20 protein-coding genes are annotated in these 18,562 nt (G+C 73.7%); 6 read left to right on the top strand and 14 right to left on the bottom strand.

The window, feature by feature from the left end; all coding sequences use genetic code 11:
• Positions 1 to 32: 32 nt before the first annotated feature.
• Both J5Y09_RS01890 and J5Y09_RS01885 read left to right on the top strand, forming a co-directional pair.
• The gene (locus tag J5Y09_RS01890) at positions 33 to 374 is read left to right on the top strand and encodes a Cro/CI family transcriptional regulator (RefSeq protein WP_245216732.1); all 342 of its coding nucleotides are present in this window, start codon (positions 33 to 35) and stop codon (positions 372 to 374) included.
• Positions 374 to 673, top strand: coding sequence for a CcdB family protein (locus J5Y09_RS01885; protein WP_209350011.1), 300 nt, complete (start codon positions 374 to 376; stop codon positions 671 to 673). The genes J5Y09_RS01890 and J5Y09_RS01885 overlap by 1 nt, the downstream gene beginning before the upstream one ends.
• A gap of 6 nt (positions 674 to 679) precedes the next feature.
• On the opposite strand, the gene J5Y09_RS01880 is transcribed toward J5Y09_RS01885, so the two are convergent.
• From J5Y09_RS01880 to J5Y09_RS24175, 4 genes are all read right to left on the bottom strand, one after another.
• A complete protein-coding gene (locus tag J5Y09_RS01880; RefSeq protein WP_209350010.1) occupies positions 680 to 1,927 on the bottom strand; it encodes an MFS transporter in 1,248 nt (415 codons plus the stop codon).
• Positions 1,928 to 2,149: 222 nt separating this feature from the next.
• Positions 2,150 to 3,802: a heparinase II/III family protein gene (locus J5Y09_RS01875; RefSeq protein WP_209350009.1), complete on the bottom strand. Its 1,653-nt coding sequence runs from the start codon at positions 3,800 to 3,802 to the stop codon at positions 2,150 to 2,152.
• Positions 3,799 to 4,491, bottom strand: a complete 693-nt coding sequence (gene rpe, locus J5Y09_RS01870) for a ribulose-phosphate 3-epimerase (RefSeq protein ID WP_408904045.1) — start codon at positions 4,489 to 4,491, stop codon at positions 3,799 to 3,801. Before rpe ends, J5Y09_RS01875 begins: the two co-directional genes overlap by 4 nt.
• Positions 4,492 to 4,615: 124 nt before the next feature.
• Positions 4,616 to 5,086, bottom strand: coding sequence for an Lrp/AsnC family transcriptional regulator (locus J5Y09_RS24175; protein ID WP_245216731.1), 471 nt, complete (start codon positions 5,084 to 5,086; stop codon positions 4,616 to 4,618).
• Positions 5,087 to 5,197: 111 nt separating this feature from the next.
• Here J5Y09_RS24175 and J5Y09_RS01860 point away from each other — a divergent pair, with 111 nt between their 5' ends.
• Positions 5,198 to 6,184, top strand: a complete 987-nt coding sequence (locus tag J5Y09_RS01860) for a Bug family tripartite tricarboxylate transporter substrate binding protein (protein WP_245216730.1) — start codon at positions 5,198 to 5,200, stop codon at positions 6,182 to 6,184.
• A 369-nt stretch (positions 6,185 to 6,553) separates the two neighbouring features.
• Positions 6,554 to 7,165 carry a DUF2459 domain-containing protein gene (locus J5Y09_RS01855; protein ID WP_209350005.1) on the top strand — a complete coding sequence of 204 codons (612 nt, stop codon included), beginning with the start codon at positions 6,554 to 6,556 and terminating at the stop codon, positions 7,163 to 7,165.
• Between the two features lie 209 nt (positions 7,166 to 7,374).
• On the opposite strand, the gene J5Y09_RS01850 is transcribed toward J5Y09_RS01855, so the two are convergent.
• Positions 7,375 to 7,791, bottom strand: a complete 417-nt coding sequence (locus J5Y09_RS01850; RefSeq protein WP_209350004.1) for a hypothetical protein — start codon at positions 7,789 to 7,791, stop codon at positions 7,375 to 7,377.
• 254 nt (positions 7,792 to 8,045) lie between these two features.
• A complete protein-coding gene (locus J5Y09_RS01845; RefSeq protein ID WP_209350003.1) occupies positions 8,046 to 9,314 on the bottom strand; it encodes an RsmB/NOP family class I SAM-dependent RNA methyltransferase in 1,269 nt (422 codons plus the stop codon).
• Between the two features lie 91 nt (positions 9,315 to 9,405).
• Between J5Y09_RS01845 and J5Y09_RS01840 the strand changes: the two genes are divergently transcribed.
• Entirely contained in the window at positions 9,406 to 11,094 is a 1,689-nt protein-coding gene (locus J5Y09_RS01840; RefSeq protein WP_209350002.1) for an ArnT family glycosyltransferase, read from the top strand.
• Positions 11,095 to 11,709, top strand: coding sequence for a DedA family protein (locus J5Y09_RS01835; RefSeq protein WP_209350001.1), 615 nt, complete (start codon positions 11,095 to 11,097; stop codon positions 11,707 to 11,709). It begins immediately after the preceding gene.
• Between the two features lie 156 nt (positions 11,710 to 11,865).
• Here the strand turns inward: J5Y09_RS01835 and J5Y09_RS01830 are convergent, their stop codons facing one another.
• The 8 genes from J5Y09_RS01830 to lpdA all read right to left on the bottom strand — a co-directional run bounded on the left by J5Y09_RS01830 (position 11,866) and on the right by lpdA (position 18,401).
• A complete protein-coding gene (locus J5Y09_RS01830; protein ID WP_209350000.1) occupies positions 11,866 to 12,786 on the bottom strand; it encodes an NAD(P)-dependent oxidoreductase in 921 nt (306 codons plus the stop codon).
• Positions 12,787 to 12,800: 14 nt separating this feature from the next.
• The gene (locus J5Y09_RS01825) at positions 12,801 to 13,889 is read right to left on the bottom strand and encodes an enolase C-terminal domain-like protein (RefSeq protein ID WP_209349999.1); all 1,089 of its coding nucleotides are present in this window, start codon (positions 13,887 to 13,889) and stop codon (positions 12,801 to 12,803) included.
• A gap of 34 nt (positions 13,890 to 13,923) precedes the next feature.
• Positions 13,924 to 14,784 (bottom strand): YihY/virulence factor BrkB family protein, encoded by an 861-nt coding sequence (locus J5Y09_RS01820; protein WP_209349998.1) that lies wholly within the window; start codon positions 14,782 to 14,784, stop codon positions 13,924 to 13,926.
• Positions 14,785 to 14,823: 39 nt separating this feature from the next.
• Positions 14,824 to 15,129 (bottom strand): EF-hand domain-containing protein, encoded by a 306-nt coding sequence (locus J5Y09_RS01815; protein ID WP_209349997.1) that lies wholly within the window; start codon positions 15,127 to 15,129, stop codon positions 14,824 to 14,826.
• A gap of 218 nt (positions 15,130 to 15,347) precedes the next feature.
• Positions 15,348 to 16,256: an SAM-dependent methyltransferase gene (locus J5Y09_RS01810; protein WP_209349996.1), complete on the bottom strand. Its 909-nt coding sequence runs from the start codon at positions 16,254 to 16,256 to the stop codon at positions 15,348 to 15,350.
• The gene (locus J5Y09_RS01805) at positions 16,253 to 16,615 is read right to left on the bottom strand and encodes a DUF423 domain-containing protein (protein ID WP_209349995.1); all 363 of its coding nucleotides are present in this window, start codon (positions 16,613 to 16,615) and stop codon (positions 16,253 to 16,255) included. The genes J5Y09_RS01810 and J5Y09_RS01805 overlap by 4 nt, the downstream gene beginning before the upstream one ends.
• A 42-nt stretch (positions 16,616 to 16,657) precedes the next feature.
• Entirely contained in the window at positions 16,658 to 16,939 is a 282-nt protein-coding gene (locus J5Y09_RS01800) for a PGPGW domain-containing protein (RefSeq protein ID WP_209349994.1), read from the bottom strand.
• Positions 16,940 to 17,009: 70 nt separating this feature from the next.
• The gene (lpdA, locus tag J5Y09_RS01795) at positions 17,010 to 18,401 is read right to left on the bottom strand and encodes a dihydrolipoyl dehydrogenase (RefSeq protein WP_209349993.1); all 1,392 of its coding nucleotides are present in this window, start codon (positions 18,399 to 18,401) and stop codon (positions 17,010 to 17,012) included.
• Positions 18,402 to 18,562: the final 161 nt, after the last annotated feature.

Below are 18,562 nucleotides of genomic sequence, written 5' to 3'. Positions count from 1 at the left end.
CGGGGTGGTTCAGCGGGGCTAAACTCCCCGGCATGAAGGACCCCGGCCTGGAACGCGCGCTGGTCGCGGCCGGTGGCGTCGCGGCGCTCGCCCGCGCGCTCGGCATCACGAAGGGCGCCGTCTCCCAATGGCGGCGGGTGCCGGCCGATCGCATCGGCGCGGTGGCGCGGCTGACCGGCATCGCGCCGCATGACCTCGACCCCGCCCTGCCCCCGCCCGGCCTCGCGGAAGCGCAGGCGCCGCTCATCGATGACGACGCCGCACGGGCGGACAAGGCCCGCCGCTGGCTCGAGGAGAACCGCGAGGCGATCGAAGCGCACCATCGCTGGGTCGAGCAGCACGGCCTGCCGCTCGCGAAGTATCGCATGTTCTGATGGCGCGCTTCGACGTGCATCGCGTCGCGGGGCAGCGCGGCTTTCTTCTCGACGTCCAGGCGGACCATCTCGCGGCGCTGCCGTCGCGCATCGTCGTCCCGCTGCTGCCGCCGAGCGCCGCGCTGCCCGCGATCCGCGACCTCAATCCCGTGCTGCGGCTCGACGGCAATGACGTCGCGCTGATGACGCACTACCTGACCGCGATCCCGCGCGCCGAGCTCGGCCCCGCCATCGCCAGCCTCGCGCCGGAGCGCGAGGCCATCACCCGCGCGCTCGACCTGCTGCTGACCGGGTTCTGACCGCCGCTACCCCCGCACCGGCTTCACCGTCGCGAGGATGGCCGCGCCGAGGGCCAGGAAGACCAGCACCGTCGCCATCCCCGCGCGCTGGCTGTCCGTCGCCGTCGTCACCAGCGCCAGCACCGCCGGGCCGAGGAAGCCGGTGATGCGGCCCGACAGCGCGAACAGCCCGAAATGCGCCGCGCATTCATGCTCCGGCGCCATGCGCGCCATCAGCGTGCGGGACGCCGCCTGCGCCGGGCCCATGAAGGCCCCGAGCGCCATCGCCATCCCCCAGAACACCGCCTTGCTGTCCGTCAGCAGCAGCGCCGCACCCAGCACGATCATCGCCAGCAGCGCGATCATCACCGTGCGCTTGGACCCCAGCCGGTCCTCGACCAGCCCGAACCCCGCGGCACCGAGCCCCGCCGTCACGTTCATGGCGATGCCGAAGAGCAAAATCTCCTCGAACGCCATGCCGTGCACGCCGGCGGCGTAGATGGCGCCGAAGGCGAACAGCGTGTTCAGGCCATCCGTGTAGAACAAGCGCGCGACCAGGAAGCGCAGCATCGCCGGCCGGCGCGGCAGGCCGCGCAGCAGGCTCCGCGTCTCCGCCACGCAATGCGTGATCGCCTCCCCCATCCGCGCATGCGGGCCCGGCGGGTCCGGCACCGCCAGCAGCACCGGCCAGGCGAACAACAGCGTCCAGGCGGCGACGAGCAGCGCGGTCGCGCGGACATGCTCGGACTCCGCGCGGTCCAGCCCGAACCAGGCCGGGTTCGGCTGGACCAGCGCCACCAGCGCCACCGCGAGGCAGGTCAGCCCCCCCGCATAGCCCAGCCCCCAGGCCAGGCCCGACACACGCCCCATCCGCTCCGGCGGCGCGACCTCGGGCAGCATCGAATTGTAGAAGACCGTGCCGAGTTCGAAGGCGATCGTCGCGATCCCGACCACGACCAGCAGCCACAGCGTCCAGGACGGGTCCGGCCGCGCGAACCACACCAGCGCGGTGAAGCCCGCCGTCACCAGCACCGTGCCCGCGAGCAGCGCCCGCCGCCGCCCGCCACGGTCCGCCACCGCGCCCAGCAGGGGCGAGAGAACCGCGATGACCAGCGCCGCCACCGTCTGCATCCAGCCCCATTGCGCCTGGCCCGTGGCCGGGTCGGGTGCGACTCCTTGGGCGAAATAGGCGGCGATCACGAAGGTGGAGACCACCGTGGGGAAGGCACTGTTGGCCCAGTCGAAACTGGCCCAGGCCAGCGCGCGGCGGTTCATGCGGCGTCACGAGGGGACGCCGCCCCCTCGCGCTCCCCCGCCGAGGGCTTAAGGCCCTCGGAACCCGTCACCTGGGTGCCGCAGATGGGGCAGGTATGCGCCATTGCGGCGGCCAGGCCCCGCAACCGCTCCGATCGGTATCGGTTTCCAAAGGCCCTGCGGCCTTTGGCGGGGGGTCGAGGGGGGCAGCGCCCCCCTCGCGGCGCCACGACGGCCAGCGCCCTACGCCTCACCGCCCGGCGCCGGCATCGACACGCGCGTGATCGCCCACTGCACCGACGTCACGCCTTCCTCCGCCTGCAGCACCACCTGGCTCGACCGGCGCGGCTCGCCGCCCAGGTAGACGCTTTCCTCGAGCGCCACCCGCGCGCCCTTGCCGCGGATCTTCCACCCGATGCCGGAAGGCAGCCGCAGCAGCGCCGCGCTCTCGTCCTGCAGCAGGGAGACGACGACGCCCGGATGCAGGTGGAAGCGCACCGCGAAGGCCGGCACCGGCGCGTCGCCGGCGATCTCCACCGCATCCTCCCCGCGCAGATCGTCGCCCGATTCGGCAAGGTAGAGCCTGCGCCGGTGCATCGCGCCGAAGGCGCGGCGCCAGCCATCGTGGCTCGCCTCGAGCCATTGCGCCCCGGCCGATTCGTGCCGCGCGGTCTCGACCTGCTCCGGCCGCCGCCCCAGCCCCTCGGGCCGCAATTCGGAGGAGTTGGTGTCCGACAGCACCAGCGTCGAATGCGCGGCCGTCGCACGCAGCGCGTCGCGCCAGGCTTCCTCGGCCGCCGGCGCCGCGCCGCAATTGACGATCAGCCGGTCGCGCCCGACCGACATCTCGAAGGCCAGCGTCCCGGCATGGGCGAAGCGGTCCGCGCCCGCCGGCAGCCCGCCTTCCGCCGTCGCCCCGGCGCGCGCGGCCGGCGGCGCGCCGGTGTCCACGATCACCAGCGTCCGCCCGGCCTGCAGCCGCTGGAAGCCGGTCTCCGGCAGGTCGAGCGGCGCCCGCCCCCGCGCCTGGCCCTGGGTGAGGACGAGGTCGAGCAGCGCGCCGCCCTCGTCGCGGGACCCGTTGAACAGCGCGAGCCCGCCATCCCCGTGCCGGAACAGCCGCAGCGCCGGCGCGGCGCGGTCCAGCACGGCGGCCAGGTGCGGCGGCGGTTCCATCCCCGCCCCGTGCAGCAGGTTGCGGATCTCGATCAGGTCCTGCAGCGCGAACAATTGCTGGGAGGGGGACCGTTCCACATGCCCGCCATCGGGGTGGAACTGGCGCTCGATCTCGGCCGGCAGGAAGCGCGCGGCGCGCTGCAGGTAGGCGTCCTCCTGCAACGCGATCGCCGCGGCCATCGCGCCCTTCAGCGCGGCCAGCGCGCCGCGGTGCTCGGCCTCGGCCGGCAGGGCGGCGGATAGGTCGCGCGCATCCTGGGCAAGGCGCGTCATCACCGCGCGGCGGAAGGAATCCTCGGACGTCGCGGCGAAGAAATCCCAATGGCCGAGCCAGGCCGACAGCCGCGCGCCCGCGACTTCCGGCGCATCCGCCACGGCTTCCTCGGCCCCGCGCGCGAGCCAGTCATCGGTCAGCGCGCGGGCATGCAGCCGCGCCGCATCGGTGCCGAGCGCGCGCAGGTCGCGCATCCAGGCGAAGCCATGCGCGGCGGCGCGCCAGGCGGGGGACCCCGAGGGCGCATCCCACCCTTCCGCGCCCGCCAGCCCCGGGCGCAGCGCGCGCGCCGTGCCCAGCACCTCGAACTCCCCGCGCAGCAGGCGGGCGCCGCGCGCCGGGTCGCCGGGCCAAAGGTCGCGGAACGCCCGCGCCGGCGCGTCGGGCACGCGCACGGGCTTGAGCCGCGCGAGAGTCTGACGGGCCCCGCGCAGGATGTTGATCATGCGGCCGTCCGGGCCGGCGCGCGCAGACCGGCGATGGCGGCGGCGTAGTCCTTCTGGCCGAACACCGCGGTGCCGGCGACGAGCACATCGGCCCCCGCCTCGACGCAGCGCGGCGCGGTCGCGGCCGTGACGCCGCCATCGACCTGCAGGCGGATGTCGCGGCCCGAGGCCTCGATCATCCGGCGCAGCGCGGCGATCTTGGGCAGTTGGCTGTCCAGGAAGGACTGCCCGCCGAAGCCCGGATTGACCGACATGACGAGGATCAGGTCCGTCAGGTCCAGCACATGCGCGACGCAGTCGACCGGCGTCGCCGGGTTCAGCACCACCCCCGCCTTCTTGCCCAGCGCGCGGATCGTCTGCAGGGAGCGGTGCAGATGCGGCCCGGCTTCCGGATGCAGGCTGATGACATCCGCCCCGGCTTCCGCGAAGGCCGCCAGATACGGGTCGGCGGGGGCGATCATCAGGTGCACGTCGAAAGGAATCGCGGCGTGCTTCCGCAGCGCCTTCACCAGCCCCGGGCCGAAGGAGATGTTGGGGACGAAATGGCCGTCCATGATGTCGAGATGCAGCCAGTCGGCGCCGGCGGCGGCGATGGCGGCCACCTCCTCCCCCAAACGGGCGAAGTCGGCGGCAAGAAGCGACGGGGCGATCAGGGGCGCGAGCACGTTGCGGTTGTAGCGGGTTGTCACGGAACGCGACAACCGGCCGGGGGCGGTGCGCGCGAGAGGAGGGCGCCGCCCTCCCAGGCCGACCCGCCGGGGGCCGGAAGGCCCCCGGAACCCATGACCTGGGCGCATCAGCGCCGGCATGCGGTCACACCGGCAGCGCCGTCGTGCTCTTCACCCGTTCCATCGCGAAGCGGGACGTGACCTTGCGCAGGCTCGGCACCTGGGCGGTCAGGCGGCGGTAGAACAGGTCGAAGGCCTGCATGTCCGGCACCACCACGCGCAGCAGATAGTCCACGTCCCCGCCCAGCCGCCAGCATTCGACGATCTCGGGCATCTTCGCGACCGTCGCGGCAAAGGTCTCGATCCATGGGGCGGAGTGGTCGCCCGTCTCGATCGCGACGAAGACCGACACGCCGAGCCCGACCTTCTCCGGGTCCAGGATCACGACGCGGCCGGTGATCACGCCTTCCTGCTCCATCCGGCGGATGCGCTTCCAGCAGGGGGTCGGCGTCAGCCCCACCTCCTTCGCGATGTCGGCGAGCGACAGGGCGGCGTCCTTCTGGATCAGGCGGAGGATGGCGCGGTCGGTGTGATCGGGCTCGAAACTGCGGCTCAACGGGCAAGTCCTTGGCGGTCTGAGCGCTTCACGTGGCAGAAAAATCTTTTGCTTGCAAGTTTTCGCGCCGTGAAGAGAACAGGCTTCTCTTTCGGAACGGAAATCCCCGCCATGACCCTTCGCCGCGACCTCCTCCTCCGCTCCGCGCTGCTGGCCGGGGCCGGCCTGCTGCCGCGCGCCGCGGGCGCGGTCGGCACGACCTGGGTGCCCGACCGGCCGCTGCGCGTCATCGTCCCCGTGGCGCCCGGCGGCAGCCTCGACATCCTCGGCCGCGTCCTGGCGCGGCAGCTGGCGCCGCGGCTGGGCCAGCCGGTGGTGGCGGAAAACCATCCGGGCGCGGGCAGCAACCTCGCCTTCGAACTGACCGCGCGGGCGCGGCCGGACGGGCACACGCTGGTGGTCGGTTCCGACCCGCTGACGATCAACCCGGCGCTCTACCCCCGCATCGCCTTCGACCCGGTGCGCGACTTCGCCCCGGTGATCGAGGCGGTGCGCGCGCCGCAGGTGCTGGTCGTCAACCCGCGCTCCCCCGCGCGCGACCTGGCCGGCTTCGTCGCCTGGGCGCGGGAAGCCGAGGGCAAGCTGTCCGTCGCCTCCCAGGGCAATGGCTCGATCGGGCATCTGGCCGGCGCGCTGTTCGGGCAGGAGGCGGGGATCGCCTACACCCATGTCCCCTATCGCGGCGGCGGGCCGGCGGTGGTGGACGTGGTGGCCGGGCATGTCGAGGCGCTGTTCGTCACCCTGCCCGCCGCGATCGAGCACATCCGCGCGGGCCGGCTGCGCGCCCTCGCCGTGACCTCCGCGCAGCGCAGCGGCGCCCTGCCGGACGTGCCCACGGTGGCCGAGGCGCTGCTGCCCGGCTTCGACGTGGTGACCTGGCAGGGCATCCTCGCCCCCGCCGGCACGCCGCCGGCGGCCATCGCGCGCCTGGCCGGGGAACTGGCCGCGATCCTCGCCTTGCCCGAGGTGGCGGGCGACCTGGAACGCCAGGGCTTCACCGTGACCGCGACCGGCCCCGACCGCTTCGCCGCCCATGTCCGCGCCGAGGCGGCCCGCTGGCCGGAGGTGGTGCGTCGCGCGAATGCGCGCCTGGAATGACGCGCCGGAGCGCGCCTGGAATAGGCTGCGGGAGTGCGCCTGGAGTGACCCGCGGGCGCACGCCTGGAGTAAGCCGCGGGGGCACGCCTGGAATGAGGCGCTGGAGCGCGCCTGACATGAAGGGAGCGCGCGTGTGCGGCGGTTGCGCCCGGCCTGACGCCTTCGGCGTGCACCGCTCGGGCGGGGCCGCGGGATTGGCTTCGCGCGGCGGGCGAGGCCCGCCCGGCACGCCGGCACGCGCCATCGCCGCCATAGGGGCGGCATGCCTCCGCCCCCGGCGTCGCGCCGCCCCCGGCGGGGCACCGTGCGAGGCCGCCCGGCCTGCCGGGGGATGCGCCGCGCGCCCCGCGCGCCCATCTCCCGCGGGCCATGCCCTCCCGCCGCCTTCTCCTCCCCGGACTGGTCGCCGCCTGCGCCGGCCCGCCGCCGCGCCCCGCGCCGGCGCTGTCGGCCGAGGCCACCTGGGTGGCGGCGGAAGCCTGGCATCTCGACCTCTGCCTGCCGGCGGGGGCGATCGGCACCGGGCCGCTCGCGCCCGTCGCCGCGGGGGCGCCCTGGGCGGCCTCCTTCGCCTTCGGCTTCGGTCTGGAATCCTGGATGCGCGCGGCCCGGCCGGGCTCGGCCGAGGCGCTCGGCGCGCTGGCCGGCGGGCCGGCGGTGGTCTCGGTCCGCGCACTGCCCGGCCCGGTGCCGGGCGGCGCGGAGGAAAGCCTGGCGCTGCGCCTGCCGGCGGGCGGAACCGCGGCCATCGCGGCCTTCGTCGCGGGGCAGGTCGCGCACCCGCCGCCGGCCGACCCGCGCGGCGGCCAGGTGCTGGTCCCCTCCCGCCTGCCCTATTCGCTCGGCTTCACCTGCAACACCTGGGTCATGCGGGCGCTGGCCGAGGCGGGGCTGCCGGTGCCCGTCGCCGGCATCCGGCTGCGCGGGGAGGCGATGGCCGCCCTGCGCGCCGAACAGGCGAGGCAGGCCGGCACCGCATGACGCCGCGTGCGGAATGTCACGGTGCTGCCACCATGAAGTCCTTCCTATGCAACCAAGGCCGCCTTCAACACGTTCCACCCTACGAATCGGGACCCGGATTCACCCACCATGTCCATCCGCCGCGACCTGCTGATGCGTTCCGCGCTGCTGCGCCTGCCGGACCTCGCGGCGCTGCGGGCGGGTGTCGCGCGCGCCGCCGCGCCGGCGGTTCAGTCCGACCCGCGTGAGCGTTCCCAGCGGGCCAAGCGGCGCAAGCCTTCGAGCGCCAGGCCCAGGAAGACCACCAGCACGCCGAGATAGGCGAGCAGGCCCTTCCGCTCCGCCAGGGTCGAAAAATCGATCGGCCCGCTGCCCATCGCGTCGGCCGGCAGGACCATCGGCAGCGCGGCCCCCGCGAGGGTGACCGCGACCACGGCGCCGAGCACCCGGTCCGGCAGCCGGGTCGCCAGCGCGAAGACACCGACCGGCAGCATCACCAGCACCACGATCAACAGCGCCTCGGGCAGGCCGCCGCCACCCACGAGGCTGGCCGCCAGCGCGACGACCAGCCCCGCGAGGCAGGCGCCGACCATGCGGCGGATCTCGCCGGCCCGTCCTGGCTCCGGGGTTTCCTCGGGCGATGCCATGGGGAGAGCATCGCAGGCCGCGAAGTGCGGAACAATCGCGGCGGGGGGCCGCGCCGGGCGGGACCGCGCCCGGATGCGGCGCGCGCCGGGTCAAGGCCCATCGGCCCGTCCAGCCGCCCCGCCGCCGGCCCGCAGCCATGTCCGACCGGGCGCCATCATCCGGTCGGATGTCCTGCTCGGGAACAGCATGATGCCGGAGCGGGTCGTGTCGCGCCGGCACGGCCGCGTCGCGGTTGCGCGCGACCGGACGCCGGTCAGGCGACGCGCCGGAACCGCGCCGCGAAGAACCCGTCCATCCCGCCGCGTTCCGCCCAGTAGTCCGGGCGCGTGCGCAGGCAGCCCGCCGGGGTGATCGCCTCCGGCAGCCCGGGCAACTCGCCCGGCGCGAAAGGCTCATGCGCCAGGCCGAGGCCCGCGGCGCGCGCGAGATGCGCCTCCCCTTCCTCGGGCTGCAGGGAACAGGTGGCGAAGACCAGCCGCCCGCCGGGCCGCAGCATCCGCGCCGCGGCGGCGAGCAGCCGGGCCTGCGCCTCGGCCGCGCTCGCCACGTCCCGCGGCCGCTTGGCATGCGCCACGTCCGGGTGCCGGCGGATCGTGCCCGTCGCGGTGCAGGGCGCGTCGAGCAGGATGGCGTCGAAGGGCTCGGCCGGGGTCCAGGCGGCGGCATCGGCCTGCACCACCTCGGCCGCCAGCTGCAGCCGGGCGAGGTTCTCCCGCAGCCGCGCGGCGCGGGCCGGGTCGCGTTCCACCGCCGTCACCGTGGCGCCGGCGGCGACGAGCTGCGCCGTCTTGCCGCCCGGCGCGGCGCACAGGTCGGCGATCCTCTCCCCCGCCCGCGGGGCGAGCAGCAGGGCGGGCAGCGCGGCCGCGGCGTCCTGCACCCAGAAGCGGCCCTCGGCGAAGCCCGGCAGGTCGGTCACCCGCGTGCCCGCGGCCATGCGCCACGACCCGGTGGGCAGCACCTCCGCCCCCCCCGGCGGGGTCGCGCCGGGCGCCGGGGTCAGGTCGAGCGGCGCGGGCCCGCGATGGGCTTCGGCGATGGACCGCACCGCCGGGCCATAGGCCGCGTGCCAGGCCGCCCAGAGCCAGGGTGGCGTGTCGAGCCGCGCGGCGTCCAGCGACTCCAGCACCGCCGGGCCTTCCGTCGCCACCTTGCGCAGCACGGCGTTGACCAGCCCGGCGAAGGCCTTCGGCGCCAGCGCGACGGCGGTCGCGACCGCGGCATGGGCGGGCGTGTCCAGCAGCAGCAGTTCCGCCACGCCGATGCGCAGCGCGTGGCGCGCGGGCGGCGGCGGTTCCTTGCGCAGGTAGGGCGAGAGCACTTCCTCGATCGACCCGAGCCGGCGCAGCACCATCGCCGCGATGCGGTGGGCGGCGGCGCGGTCGCGCGGGTCGAGCCTGCGCGGCAGGGCTTCCAGCGCGTCCTCGAGCGGGCGGCGCTCGTCGAGGGACGCGGCGATCAGGTCGCGCGCGGCGCGGCGCGTGGGCAATCCGGGCGGGGGAGGTGTCACGGGCCGCTTCATGGCACCCCGCGCCCCGGCAGGCCAGAGCGGGCCGGCGCCCGCACCGCCAAGGTTTCCCCCCGGCCGGATAGTGCGCTAGACGCCCGCCACGATGCGCCCCGCCGAATTCCTCGACCGGCTGCCGGAGACGCGACGGCCGGCGCTGTGGCTGGTCGCGCTCTGCCTGCTGCTGTGGCTCCCCGGCTTCTTCACCATCCCCCAGGGGGACCGGGACGAAAGCCGCTTCGCCCAGGCCACGCGCCAGATGGTCGAGACCGGCGACCATGTGCGGATCCGGCTGGGCGACGTCGAGCGCAACAAGAAGCCGGCCGGCATCCACTGGGCGCAATCGGCCGTGGTGCACGGGCTGGAAGCCGTCGGCATCCCGGCGCGCAATTCCATCTGGGCCTACCGCATCCCGTCGCTGCTCGGCGGCATCATCGCGGTGCTCGCGACCTGCCTGCTGGGGCGCGCGCTGGTCGGGCGGCGGGCGGCCTTCGTCGCGGCGGCCATGCTCGCGCCCTGCATGGTGCTGGTGGTGGAAACCCACATCGCCAAGACGGATGCGGCGCTGCTGGCGGCCATCACCGTCGCGATGGGGCTGATGGGGCGCGCCTATCTCGCGCCGGACCGCTTCACGCCGGCCATGGCGGCGGGGTTCTGGTCGGCGCTCGGCCTCGGCGTGCTGCTCAAGGGGCCGATCGCGCCGATGGTGCCGCTGCTGGCGGGGCTGACGCTCGCCATCATGGACCGGCCTTCGGGGCGGCGGTTCTGGCGGCTGTCCGCCCCGTGGCTGCCGGCGCTGCGCGCGGGCTGGGGCCTGCCGCTGATGGTCGCCTTCGCCGCCCCCTGGTTCGTCGCCATCGGCATCGCGACGGAAGGGCGCTTCTTCGGCGAAGCGCTCGGCGGCGACATGCTCGACAAGGTGGGCTCCGGCGAGGAAGCGCATTGGGGCCCGCCGGGGATGTATGCCGCGATCTTCGGCATCACCGCCTTCCCCGCCGCCTGGATCGTGCTGCGCGCCCTGCCCGGCGCCTGGGCGGACCGGATGCAGGCGCCGGTGCGCTTCCTGCTCGCCTGGGCGGTGCCGACCTGGCTGCTGTTCGAGGCGGTGCAGACCAAGCTGCCGCACTACGTCCTGCCCGCCTTCCCCGCGCTGATGCTGCTGGGCGCGCGCTGGGCGATGGACCCGCTGCGGCAGGCTCCGCCGCGCTGGATCAACTGGCTCGGCAATGTCGCGCTGGCCGGCGTCGCGGTCGGCCTTCCGCTCGTCTTCGTGGTCGCCGTCTATGTGGTGGAACACCGCATCAAGCCGATGGCGGTGGCCGGCATCCTCGCCGGCATCGTCATGGCGGTGCTGCTGTTCCGGATGGCCCGCGCGCAGGCCTGGGGGCGGGCGGCGCTTGCCGGCGCGATCCTCGTCGTGCCGCTCTATGCCTCGGTGCTGGAAGGCACGATTCCGCGGATGGAGGCGGTGTGGATCTCCCCGCGGCTGGCCGCCCGGGTGGCCGAGGTCGCGCCGCGCCTGCCGCCCGAACGCTTCGGCGTGGTCGGCCACCACGAACCATCCCTGCAATTCGCCATGGGCGGGGCCATCCGGCTGCTGCGGGACGGGCCGGCGGCGGCGGAATTCCTCGCCGGCGGGGATGGCCGCATTGCCGCCGTGAACGACCGGCAGGAAGCGGCCTTCCGTCGCGCCGCGGCGGAGCGGGGCCTCACGGTGGCCGAGCTCGGCTCGGTGACCGGCCTGAACTATGTGCGCGGGCGCTGGGTCACGCTCTCGCTGTTCAAGGTGGAATAGATGTTCGAGTGGGTGACGAACCTGGTCGCGGCCGGCGGGCTGGCCGGCGTCTTCGCGCTGATGGTGCTGGAGAACCTGTTCCCGCCCATCCCGTCGGAGCTGATCATGGCCGCGGCCGGCTTCGCGGCGGCGCGGGGCGAGATGTCGCTGGTCGGGCTGATCGTCTTCGCGGTCGCCGGCACCGTCGCGGGCAACGTGGTCTGGTACGAGCTGGGCCGCTGGCTGGGGGTGGAACGCTTCCGCCCGCTGGTCGCGCGCTACGGCAAGTGGTTCGCGGTGGAGGAGGAAGACCTCGACCGTGCGACGGGCCTGCTGCGCCGCTTCGGCCCGATCGCGATCTGCTTCGGGCGGATGCTGCCGGGCGTGCGGACGCTGATCTCGGTGCCCGCGGGGATGGTCGAGATCCCGCGCGGGGTGTTCTACCTGTGGACCTCGCTGGGGTCGCTGATCTGGCTGACCTTCCTGGCGACGGCCGGGTACATGCTGGAAGACCACTACGACAAGGTGCAGCACTGGATCGAGCCGCTGGCCTGGGTGGTGGTGGGCATCGCGGCGGGCGGCTACGGCGCGCACCTGGTGTTCGCGTTCCGCAGGGCGCGGCGGCGGCGGGCGTGATTTTGGCCGGAGGGGCGCTGCCCCTCCGGGCCTCCCCGCCAAAGGCCCAAGGGCCTTTGGAAACCGGGACTCCGCGCCACGATGAATGGCGCCCCAGGTGTTGGGTTCCGAGGGCCTTTCGGCCCTCGGCGGGGGGCGGGGCAGAGCCCCGCGCTTTTACGCGCCGTCGCGGAGAATCCGCCTGCAATGCACCAGCGACGCCTCGATCAGGTTGTCCGTCGCTTCCGGCGTACGGAACGCGGAATGCGAGGCCAGCACCACATTGTCGAGCGCCGTGAGCGGATGCCCCGCCGGCAGCGGTTCCTCGACGAACACGTCGAGCCCCGCCGCCCCGATGCGTCCGCTGCGGATCGCTTCCGTCAGCGCCGCCTCGTCCACGATCGCCCCGCGCGCGGTGTTCACGAACAGCGCGCCCGGCTTCATGCGCGCGAGGCGCTCGGCGTTGAGGAACCCGCGCGTCTCGTCGTTCAGCAGCAGGTGCAGGGAGACGACGTCGCTTTGCGCGAGCAGCGTGTCGACGTCGGTGAAGGTGACGCCCGGCGCGGACTTGGGCGTGCGGTTCCAGGCCAGCACCTTCATCCCCGCGCCGTTGCACAGCCGCGCCATCTCGGCCCCGATGCCGCCGAAGCCGATGATGCCGACGGTCTTGCCCGTCAGCTGCATCCCGTCCGTGCGCGGCCATCCGCCGCCCTTGATGGCGTGGTGCATCAGGCCGAGGCCGCGCGCCGCGCCCCACATCAGCGCGAAGGCCATCTCGGCGACCGCGGTGTCGCCATAGCCCTTGATGATGTGCACCTTCACGCCGCATTCGGCTTCCAGCGCCTCCGGGTCCATGTAGGACCGCGCGCCGGTGCCGAGGAAGACGATGTGCCGCAGGTCCGGGCAGCGCTTCACGACGTCCACCGGGAAATGCGTGTGGTCGTCGATCGCGATCTGCACGCCGGCGAGCAGGGCGGGAAGTGCCTCGGGCGTGATGTCCGGGTCCTCGTGGATCGCGACCGGCAGGTCGTCGGGACGGTGCAGGCGCCGCATGACCTCGGCGAGCGAGGCGTTGGCGTCGACGAAGGCTGCGCGCATCTCTGTCTGTCCTCTCACACGTCCGCGGCGTGCTTGGTCAGCATCGCCTCGTCCCACACCAATCCCATCCCTGGCCGGTCGGGCACCAGCGCCATCCCGTCCTTCACCCGCAGCGGTTCGGCCAGCAGCGGCCCCGCCACGTCCAGGTGTTCCAGCAGATGCGCCGTCGGCGTCGCGTTCAGCAGGTGCACGCTGGCCTCCACGAAGATGTGCGAGGACATCGGCACGCGATGCGCCGCCGCGATCGCCGCCGCGCGCTGCCAGCCGGTGACGCCGCCGATCTTCATCGCATCCGGCATGCACAGGTCGACCGCGCCCATCGACAGCGCGCGCTGCATCGCGGCCGGCCCCCACCAGTTCTCCCCGCCCTGCACCGGCAGCGCCAGGCGCCGCGCGAGTTCCGCGAGCCCCGCATCGTCCTGCACCGGCAGCGGTTCCTCGAGCCAGCGCACGCCCTCGGCTTCCAGCGCGCGGCCGCGGCGCTCGGCCTCCGGCAAATCCAGCGCCTGGTTGTAGTCGACCAGGATGCCGACCTCCTCGCCCACCGCGGCGCGCACGGCGCGCACGGTGTCGAGGTCGTCCTCCAGCCGCTTTTGCCCGATCTTGAACTTGATCCAGCGCGCGCCGAGCGTCGCGACCGCGCGGCCCGCTTCCTCGGCCAGCATCGAAGCCCCCCAGCCGCGCAGGGAGGCATAGATCGGAACGGGGCGCGCCTCCGCCCCCAGCATCTCGCACAGCTTCAGCCCGGCGGTGACCGCCAGCGCATCCCACATCGCCATGTCGAGCGCGGAGAGCGCGATCTGCACCAGCCCCTCGGTGCCCAGGATGCGGCCGGCATCGTGCATCTCCCGCCACAGCGTCGCGGGGGCCAGCGGCTTGCCGACCAGCCCCGCGCCGAGGCTGCGCGCGAGCGACGCCGTCGGGCCGAGTGCCGCCGGCGTGTAGGGGAAGACATAGGCCGTGCCCGCCGCGCCATCTTTCGTGCGGAGGTCGACGATGACGAGCGGCGCGCGCGGGATGGTGTTGAGGCTGTTGCGCAGCGGCGGGTCCAGCGGCGCGTCGACGGCGCGCACGCGAAGCTCGGCGATCCTCGGCAGCGTCATGGGCGGTTCCTCCGCCCGAGATCCTGCCCGCGCCTCAGCGCCGCGTCGAGGCGTGGACGACCGCCAGCGCGACATTCAACTCGGCGCCGAGCAGCACGACATAGACGCTGACCCAGAACCACATCAGCAGCGCCACGACCGCGCCGAGCGGCCCGTACATCAGGTCATAGGTCGCGAAGTTCGAGACATAGAGCGTGAAGCCGGCCGACGCCGCCGCCCAGAGCAGCGTCGCCACCACCGCGCCCGGCAGCGTCCACAGGATGCCCGGATGCCGCCCCGACGGCCCGAGCCGATAGACCACCACCAGCCCGATGAAGACGAGTCCGAGCAGCGTGCCCATCGACATCCCCCGCAGCGTCCAGGCCTGCGGCGCCGGCAGCCCCAGCAGCGCCGCGACCCCCGGCAGCGCGACCAGCGCCGCGATGGCCAGCGTCGCCGCGATGGTGATGGACAGCGTCATGCCGATGGCGAGCAGGTGATAGACGAAGAAGTTCCGCGATTCCTCGACGCCATGCGCCATGTTCAGCGCCCCCAGCATCGCCCGCGTGCCGGCCGAGGCCGACCAGATGGCCACACCGCCCGAGACGATCGCCCCCCATTCGAGGCGCGGCCGCGGTTGTTCCACCAGCTGGTGCAGCCGGTCGGCGATCAGGTCGAAGGTTTCCTCCGGCACCAGCTCGCGCAGCACCTCAAGCTGCGGCTCGACCGTCGCCTTGTCGAACCACAGCCCATAGACGAGCACGAGCAGGAAGATCGCCGGGAACAGCGCGAGCATGGCGTAGAAGGCGCAGCCCGCCGCGGTCAGGGAAATGCGGTCGGACGCCGCCGCGCGCATCACGCGGCGCGCGATGGCGATGGCGCCGGCGCGCGGGGTGGCGGGCGGCAGGGAATCCATGCCGCCGGCGTAGCGCCTTCGTGAGGCGCAAGGGAAGTCTCAGCGCGTCGGGATGCCCGCCGCGCGGGGTGCTTCCTCGAGTTTCCCGCTCGCGCGCAGCTCCAGCGACGTGATCCGTCCATCCTGGTCGGTATCCAGCCGCTGGAGCATGGCGGCGAGCGTGTTGCCCGTGGGTGTTCCCGGCCCCGCCATGTTGGCGGGGCTCGGCCGCAATCCTTGCAGCGTGGCGGCGAAATCCTGTCGCGCGCCGGCAGCCTGAAGCCGAGCCGCATCCTGCTGGCTCTGCATGCGGAACGCCCGGATGGCCTGCGGCGCCGTAGGGGCCCGGTCGGGGACGATCTGCATGGCTGCAACCTCCGTGATGGTGTCTTCACCCGTCCTTCTGTCGGGCGGCGCCGTCCTGGCGCACCGGGGACATTGCACGGGGCGTGCCAGAGAAGGTCGGGGGAGGATGAACCTCCCCCGAACCCCCTCCCTTCTTTGTCTATTGGGGACTGATTCCCCAGGTCGCAAAGAAGGTTGAGGGGGGTTCGGGGGGAGAAGTTCCCTTCTCCCCCCGACACTTAGCCGAGCCTGGCGAATGTCAGCTCATGCTTGTTGTTGAACCCGTGGAACAGCACCGCACCCGGGATCGCGGCGAATTCCGCCGCCGTCGCATGGTCCGTCTCGCCCTGGAACTTCAGCGTGCAGACGAAATTCCGCGCCGCCCCGGCCTCCATCCACCGCCGCACCAGCGCGAGCAGCCGGGCCGGGTAGCAGATGATGTCCGAGAACAGCCAGTCGACCGGCACTTCCTGCCGGGGGTCCAGGCCGAAGGCGCTCTCCTGCCGGCAGGAAACGCCGGGCATGGCGGAAATGGCCGGGTCGAGGGGCGCCTTGTCCACTGCCGTCACCGTCGCGCCGAGCCGCGCCAGCACCCAGGTCCAGCCACCCGGCGCGGCGCCGAGGTCGAGGCAGGTCTCCCCCGCCCCCGGATGCCGGCCGAGCCGCGTCAGCGCCTCCCACAATTTCAGGTAGGCGCGGGATGGCGGGCCCTCACGGTCCTCCGCGAAATGCACCTCCCCGTTCACGAAGGGGCTGGTCTTGGTCGGGCTCGCCAGCATCCGGTCGGGCGCGAGCAGCGTCCAGGCGCCCAGATGGGCGGTCGGGGCGGGTTCGGGGAAGACCAGCGGCCGCGCCTTCACCGGCGGCAGGCGGTCGGCCAGCAGGGCGGACCGGCGATGATGCAGCAGCGGGTAATGCGCCCAGTTGCGCTGGATGGCGCGCAGCGCATCCGCCCCCGCCTTCACGGAAGGGACGGGGATTTCGGCCGGCGCCGTCCAGGTCTCGAGCGCCCAGGGCGCGGGCGCGGGCGGGTCGGGCGACAGGGCGAGCCGCCCATGCCAGCCCGCGATGGCGGCGCCGGCGCGGCGAAGGTCCTCGGCGAGCTCGGCCTCGAACCCCTCCGCGGCCAGGTAGGCGGCGCGGATCACCGCTTCAGCGCGGCCAGGGCGAGCGCGATCCAGCCCGCCATCAGCAGCGTCCCGCCCGCCGGCGCCACGGGCCCGACCGGCGCGCCGCCGAGCGAGGTCCACCACACCGCCCCGCAGAACAGCGCGGCGCCCAGCGCGAAGCAGGCCCCGGCGAGATGCGCGAGCCCCCGCCCCCGCTCGGCCATCAGCCCCGCGGCGAGCAGCGCCAGCGCGTGCCAGCCCTGCATGGTCAGCGCGCTGTCCACGGCGCGGCGCTGCGCGCCCTCGAAGCCCGCGGGGGTGCCATGGGCGGCCCAGGCGGACAGGGCGACGGCGCCGAGCCCGGCAAGCGCGCCCAGGAAAAGCCAGAGCCGATGCATGGAGGGAGCCTTACGCCGTGCGGCGCGCGGCGGCCAGGGGGCTCAGGCGCGGCCGAACAGGCGCCGGACGCGTTCCGTCGCGCCGGCCATGCGGCGGCCGAGGCTCGCCTCCATCTCCTCGACGCGGCCCACATGCTGCGGCCAGCGATCCGCCAGCCAGCCCCAGCGCCGCGCCGCCCAGATATGCTGGTCGCGCAGCACGAAGACGCCGAGGGCAAGGAACAGGAAGCCCTGCAGGAAGGGCAGCACCAAGCCGAGCACGCCGAGGAACAGCAGCCCCCAGCCCATGACCTTCCGGGGAAGCGAGGGACGCAGGATGATCATGGCCGCGCAGATGGTCCGCGCAGGGCGCCGCTGCAACGGGGGGCGGGGATGATCCCGCCCCGCGCCGCCGTCAGACGTGCACCGGCTTGTCCCAGGCCGCCATCGCCGCTTCCTTCACCGCCTCGTTCAGCGAAGGGTGGGCGTGGCTGACGCGGGCGATGTCCTCGGCGCTCGCGCCGAATTCGATCGCCATGGCGATCTCGGCGATCAGCGTGCCGGCATCCGGGCCGACGATGTGCGCGCCGAGCACCTTGTCCGTGGCCTTGTCGGCCAGCACCTTCACGAAGCCGTCGGTCGAGGCCATGGCACGGGCGCGGCCATTCGCCATGAAGGGGAACTTCCCGACCTTGTAGGCCACGCCCTTGGCCTTCAGCGCTTCCTCGGTCGCGCCCACCGCGGCGACTTCCGGCCAGGTGTAAACGACGCCCGGGATGGCGTCGTAGTTGATGTGCGGCTTCTGCCCGGCGAGCATCTCGGCCAGCGCGTAGCCCTCGTCCTCGGCCTTGTGGGCGAGCATCGCGCCGGCGATCGCATCGCCGATGGCGTAGATGCCGGGGACGTTCGTGGCGAAATGCGCGTCGGTCTTCACCCGCCCGCGCTCGTCCAGCGCCACGCCCACCGCGTCGAGCCCGAGGCCCGCGACGAAGGGGCGCCGGCCGATGGCGAGCAGCACGACATCGGCGCGCAGCTCCTCGCCCGCGCCGCCTTCCGCCGGCTCGACCTTCAGCGTCACGCCGGTCGCGTCGGCGGCCGCGCTCGTCACCTTGGACTTCAGGCGGAACTTCATCCCCTGCTTGGTCAGGATGCGCTCGAACTGCTTGCGCACCTCCCCGTCCATGCCGGGCAGGATGCCGTCGAGGAACTCGATCACCGTCACCTCGGCGCCGAGCCGGCGCCAGACGCTGCCCAGCTCGAGCCCGATCACGCCGCCGCCGATCACCACCAGGTGCTTCGGCACGGCTTCCAGCTCCAGCGCGCCGGTGGAGGTGACGATGCGCTTCTCATCCACCTCGACGCCGCGGAGCGGCGTGGATTCGGACCCGGTCGCGATGACGATATGCTTCGCGGCGTAGTCCGTGCCGGCGACGCTCACCACGCCGGGGGCGGCGATGCGTCCTTCCCCCTTCAGCCAGGTCACCTTGTTCTTCTTGAACAGGAACTCGACGCCCTTGACGTTGGCGCCGACCACCTCGGCCTTGCGCGCCTGCATCCGCGCGAGGTCGAGCGTCACCTGCCCCACCCCGATGCCGTGCTCGGCGAAGTGCTTGCCGGCTTCCTCGAACACCTCGGAGGAATGCAGCAGCGCCTTGGACGGGATGCAGCCGATGTTCAGGCAGGTGCCGCCCAGCGTCTCCCGCTTCTCGACGCAGGCGACCTTCATGCCGAGCTGGGCGGCGCGAATGGCGCAGACATAGCCGCCCGGACCGGCGCCGATGACGATGACATCGAAGGTTTCGGGCATGGCGGGGTCCTGCGCTGGCGGGGGTGTTGTTGTGCGGCGCGGAAACTGCCCGCCCCGGGCGGCGGGATCAAGGCGCGAGGAAGCGCTTCCGGCCCGCTGCCTCCCGTGCCTATCCTTCCGCCCATTGGGCAGGCGCCGCCAGACGCGCCGCCCGGGAGGAG

The organism is Roseomonas nitratireducens (genome assembly GCF_017813355.1).
In the GTDB taxonomy this organism is placed as follows: Bacteria; Pseudomonadota; Alphaproteobacteria; order Acetobacterales; family Acetobacteraceae; genus Neoroseomonas; species Neoroseomonas nitratireducens.
This window is presented reverse-complemented; position numbering and strand designations above follow the sequence as displayed.

Coding starts and splice junctions, on each gene's coding strand:
- J5Y09_RS01890 (WP_245216732.1), top strand. CDS start 33: ATGAAGGACCCCGGCCTGGAACGCGCGCTGGTCGCGGCCGGTGGCGTC.
- J5Y09_RS01885 (WP_209350011.1), top strand. CDS start 374: ATGGCGCGCTTCGACGTGCATCGCGTCGCGGGGCAGCGCGGCTTTCTT.
- J5Y09_RS01880 (WP_209350010.1), bottom strand. CDS start 1,927: ATGAACCGCCGCGCGCTGGCCTGGGCCAGTTTCGACTGGGCCAACAGT.
- J5Y09_RS01875 (WP_209350009.1), bottom strand. CDS start 3,802: ATGATCAACATCCTGCGCGGGGCCCGTCAGACTCTCGCGCGGCTCAAG.
- J5Y09_RS01860 (WP_245216730.1), top strand. CDS start 5,198: ATGACCCTTCGCCGCGACCTCCTCCTCCGCTCCGCGCTGCTGGCCGGG.
- J5Y09_RS01855 (WP_209350005.1), top strand. CDS start 6,554: ATGCCCTCCCGCCGCCTTCTCCTCCCCGGACTGGTCGCCGCCTGCGCC.
- J5Y09_RS01850 (WP_209350004.1), bottom strand. CDS start 7,791: ATGGCATCGCCCGAGGAAACCCCGGAGCCAGGACGGGCCGGCGAGATC.
- J5Y09_RS01845 (WP_209350003.1), bottom strand. CDS start 9,314: ATGAAGCGGCCCGTGACACCTCCCCCGCCCGGATTGCCCACGCGCCGC.
- J5Y09_RS01840 (WP_209350002.1), top strand. CDS start 9,406: ATGCGCCCCGCCGAATTCCTCGACCGGCTGCCGGAGACGCGACGGCCG.
- J5Y09_RS01835 (WP_209350001.1), top strand. CDS start 11,095: ATGTTCGAGTGGGTGACGAACCTGGTCGCGGCCGGCGGGCTGGCCGGC.
- J5Y09_RS01830 (WP_209350000.1), bottom strand. CDS start 12,786: ATGCGCGCAGCCTTCGTCGACGCCAACGCCTCGCTCGCCGAGGTCATG.
- J5Y09_RS01825 (WP_209349999.1), bottom strand. CDS start 13,889: ATGACGCTGCCGAGGATCGCCGAGCTTCGCGTGCGCGCCGTCGACGCG.
- J5Y09_RS01820 (WP_209349998.1), bottom strand. CDS start 14,784: ATGGATTCCCTGCCGCCCGCCACCCCGCGCGCCGGCGCCATCGCCATC.
- J5Y09_RS01815 (WP_209349997.1), bottom strand. CDS start 15,129: ATGCAGATCGTCCCCGACCGGGCCCCTACGGCGCCGCAGGCCATCCGG.
- J5Y09_RS01805 (WP_209349995.1), bottom strand. CDS start 16,615: ATGCATCGGCTCTGGCTTTTCCTGGGCGCGCTTGCCGGGCTCGGCGCC.
- J5Y09_RS01800 (WP_209349994.1), bottom strand. CDS start 16,939: ATGATCATCCTGCGTCCCTCGCTTCCCCGGAAGGTCATGGGCTGGGGG.
- lpdA (WP_209349993.1), bottom strand. CDS start 18,401: ATGCCCGAAACCTTCGATGTCATCGTCATCGGCGCCGGTCCGGGCGGC.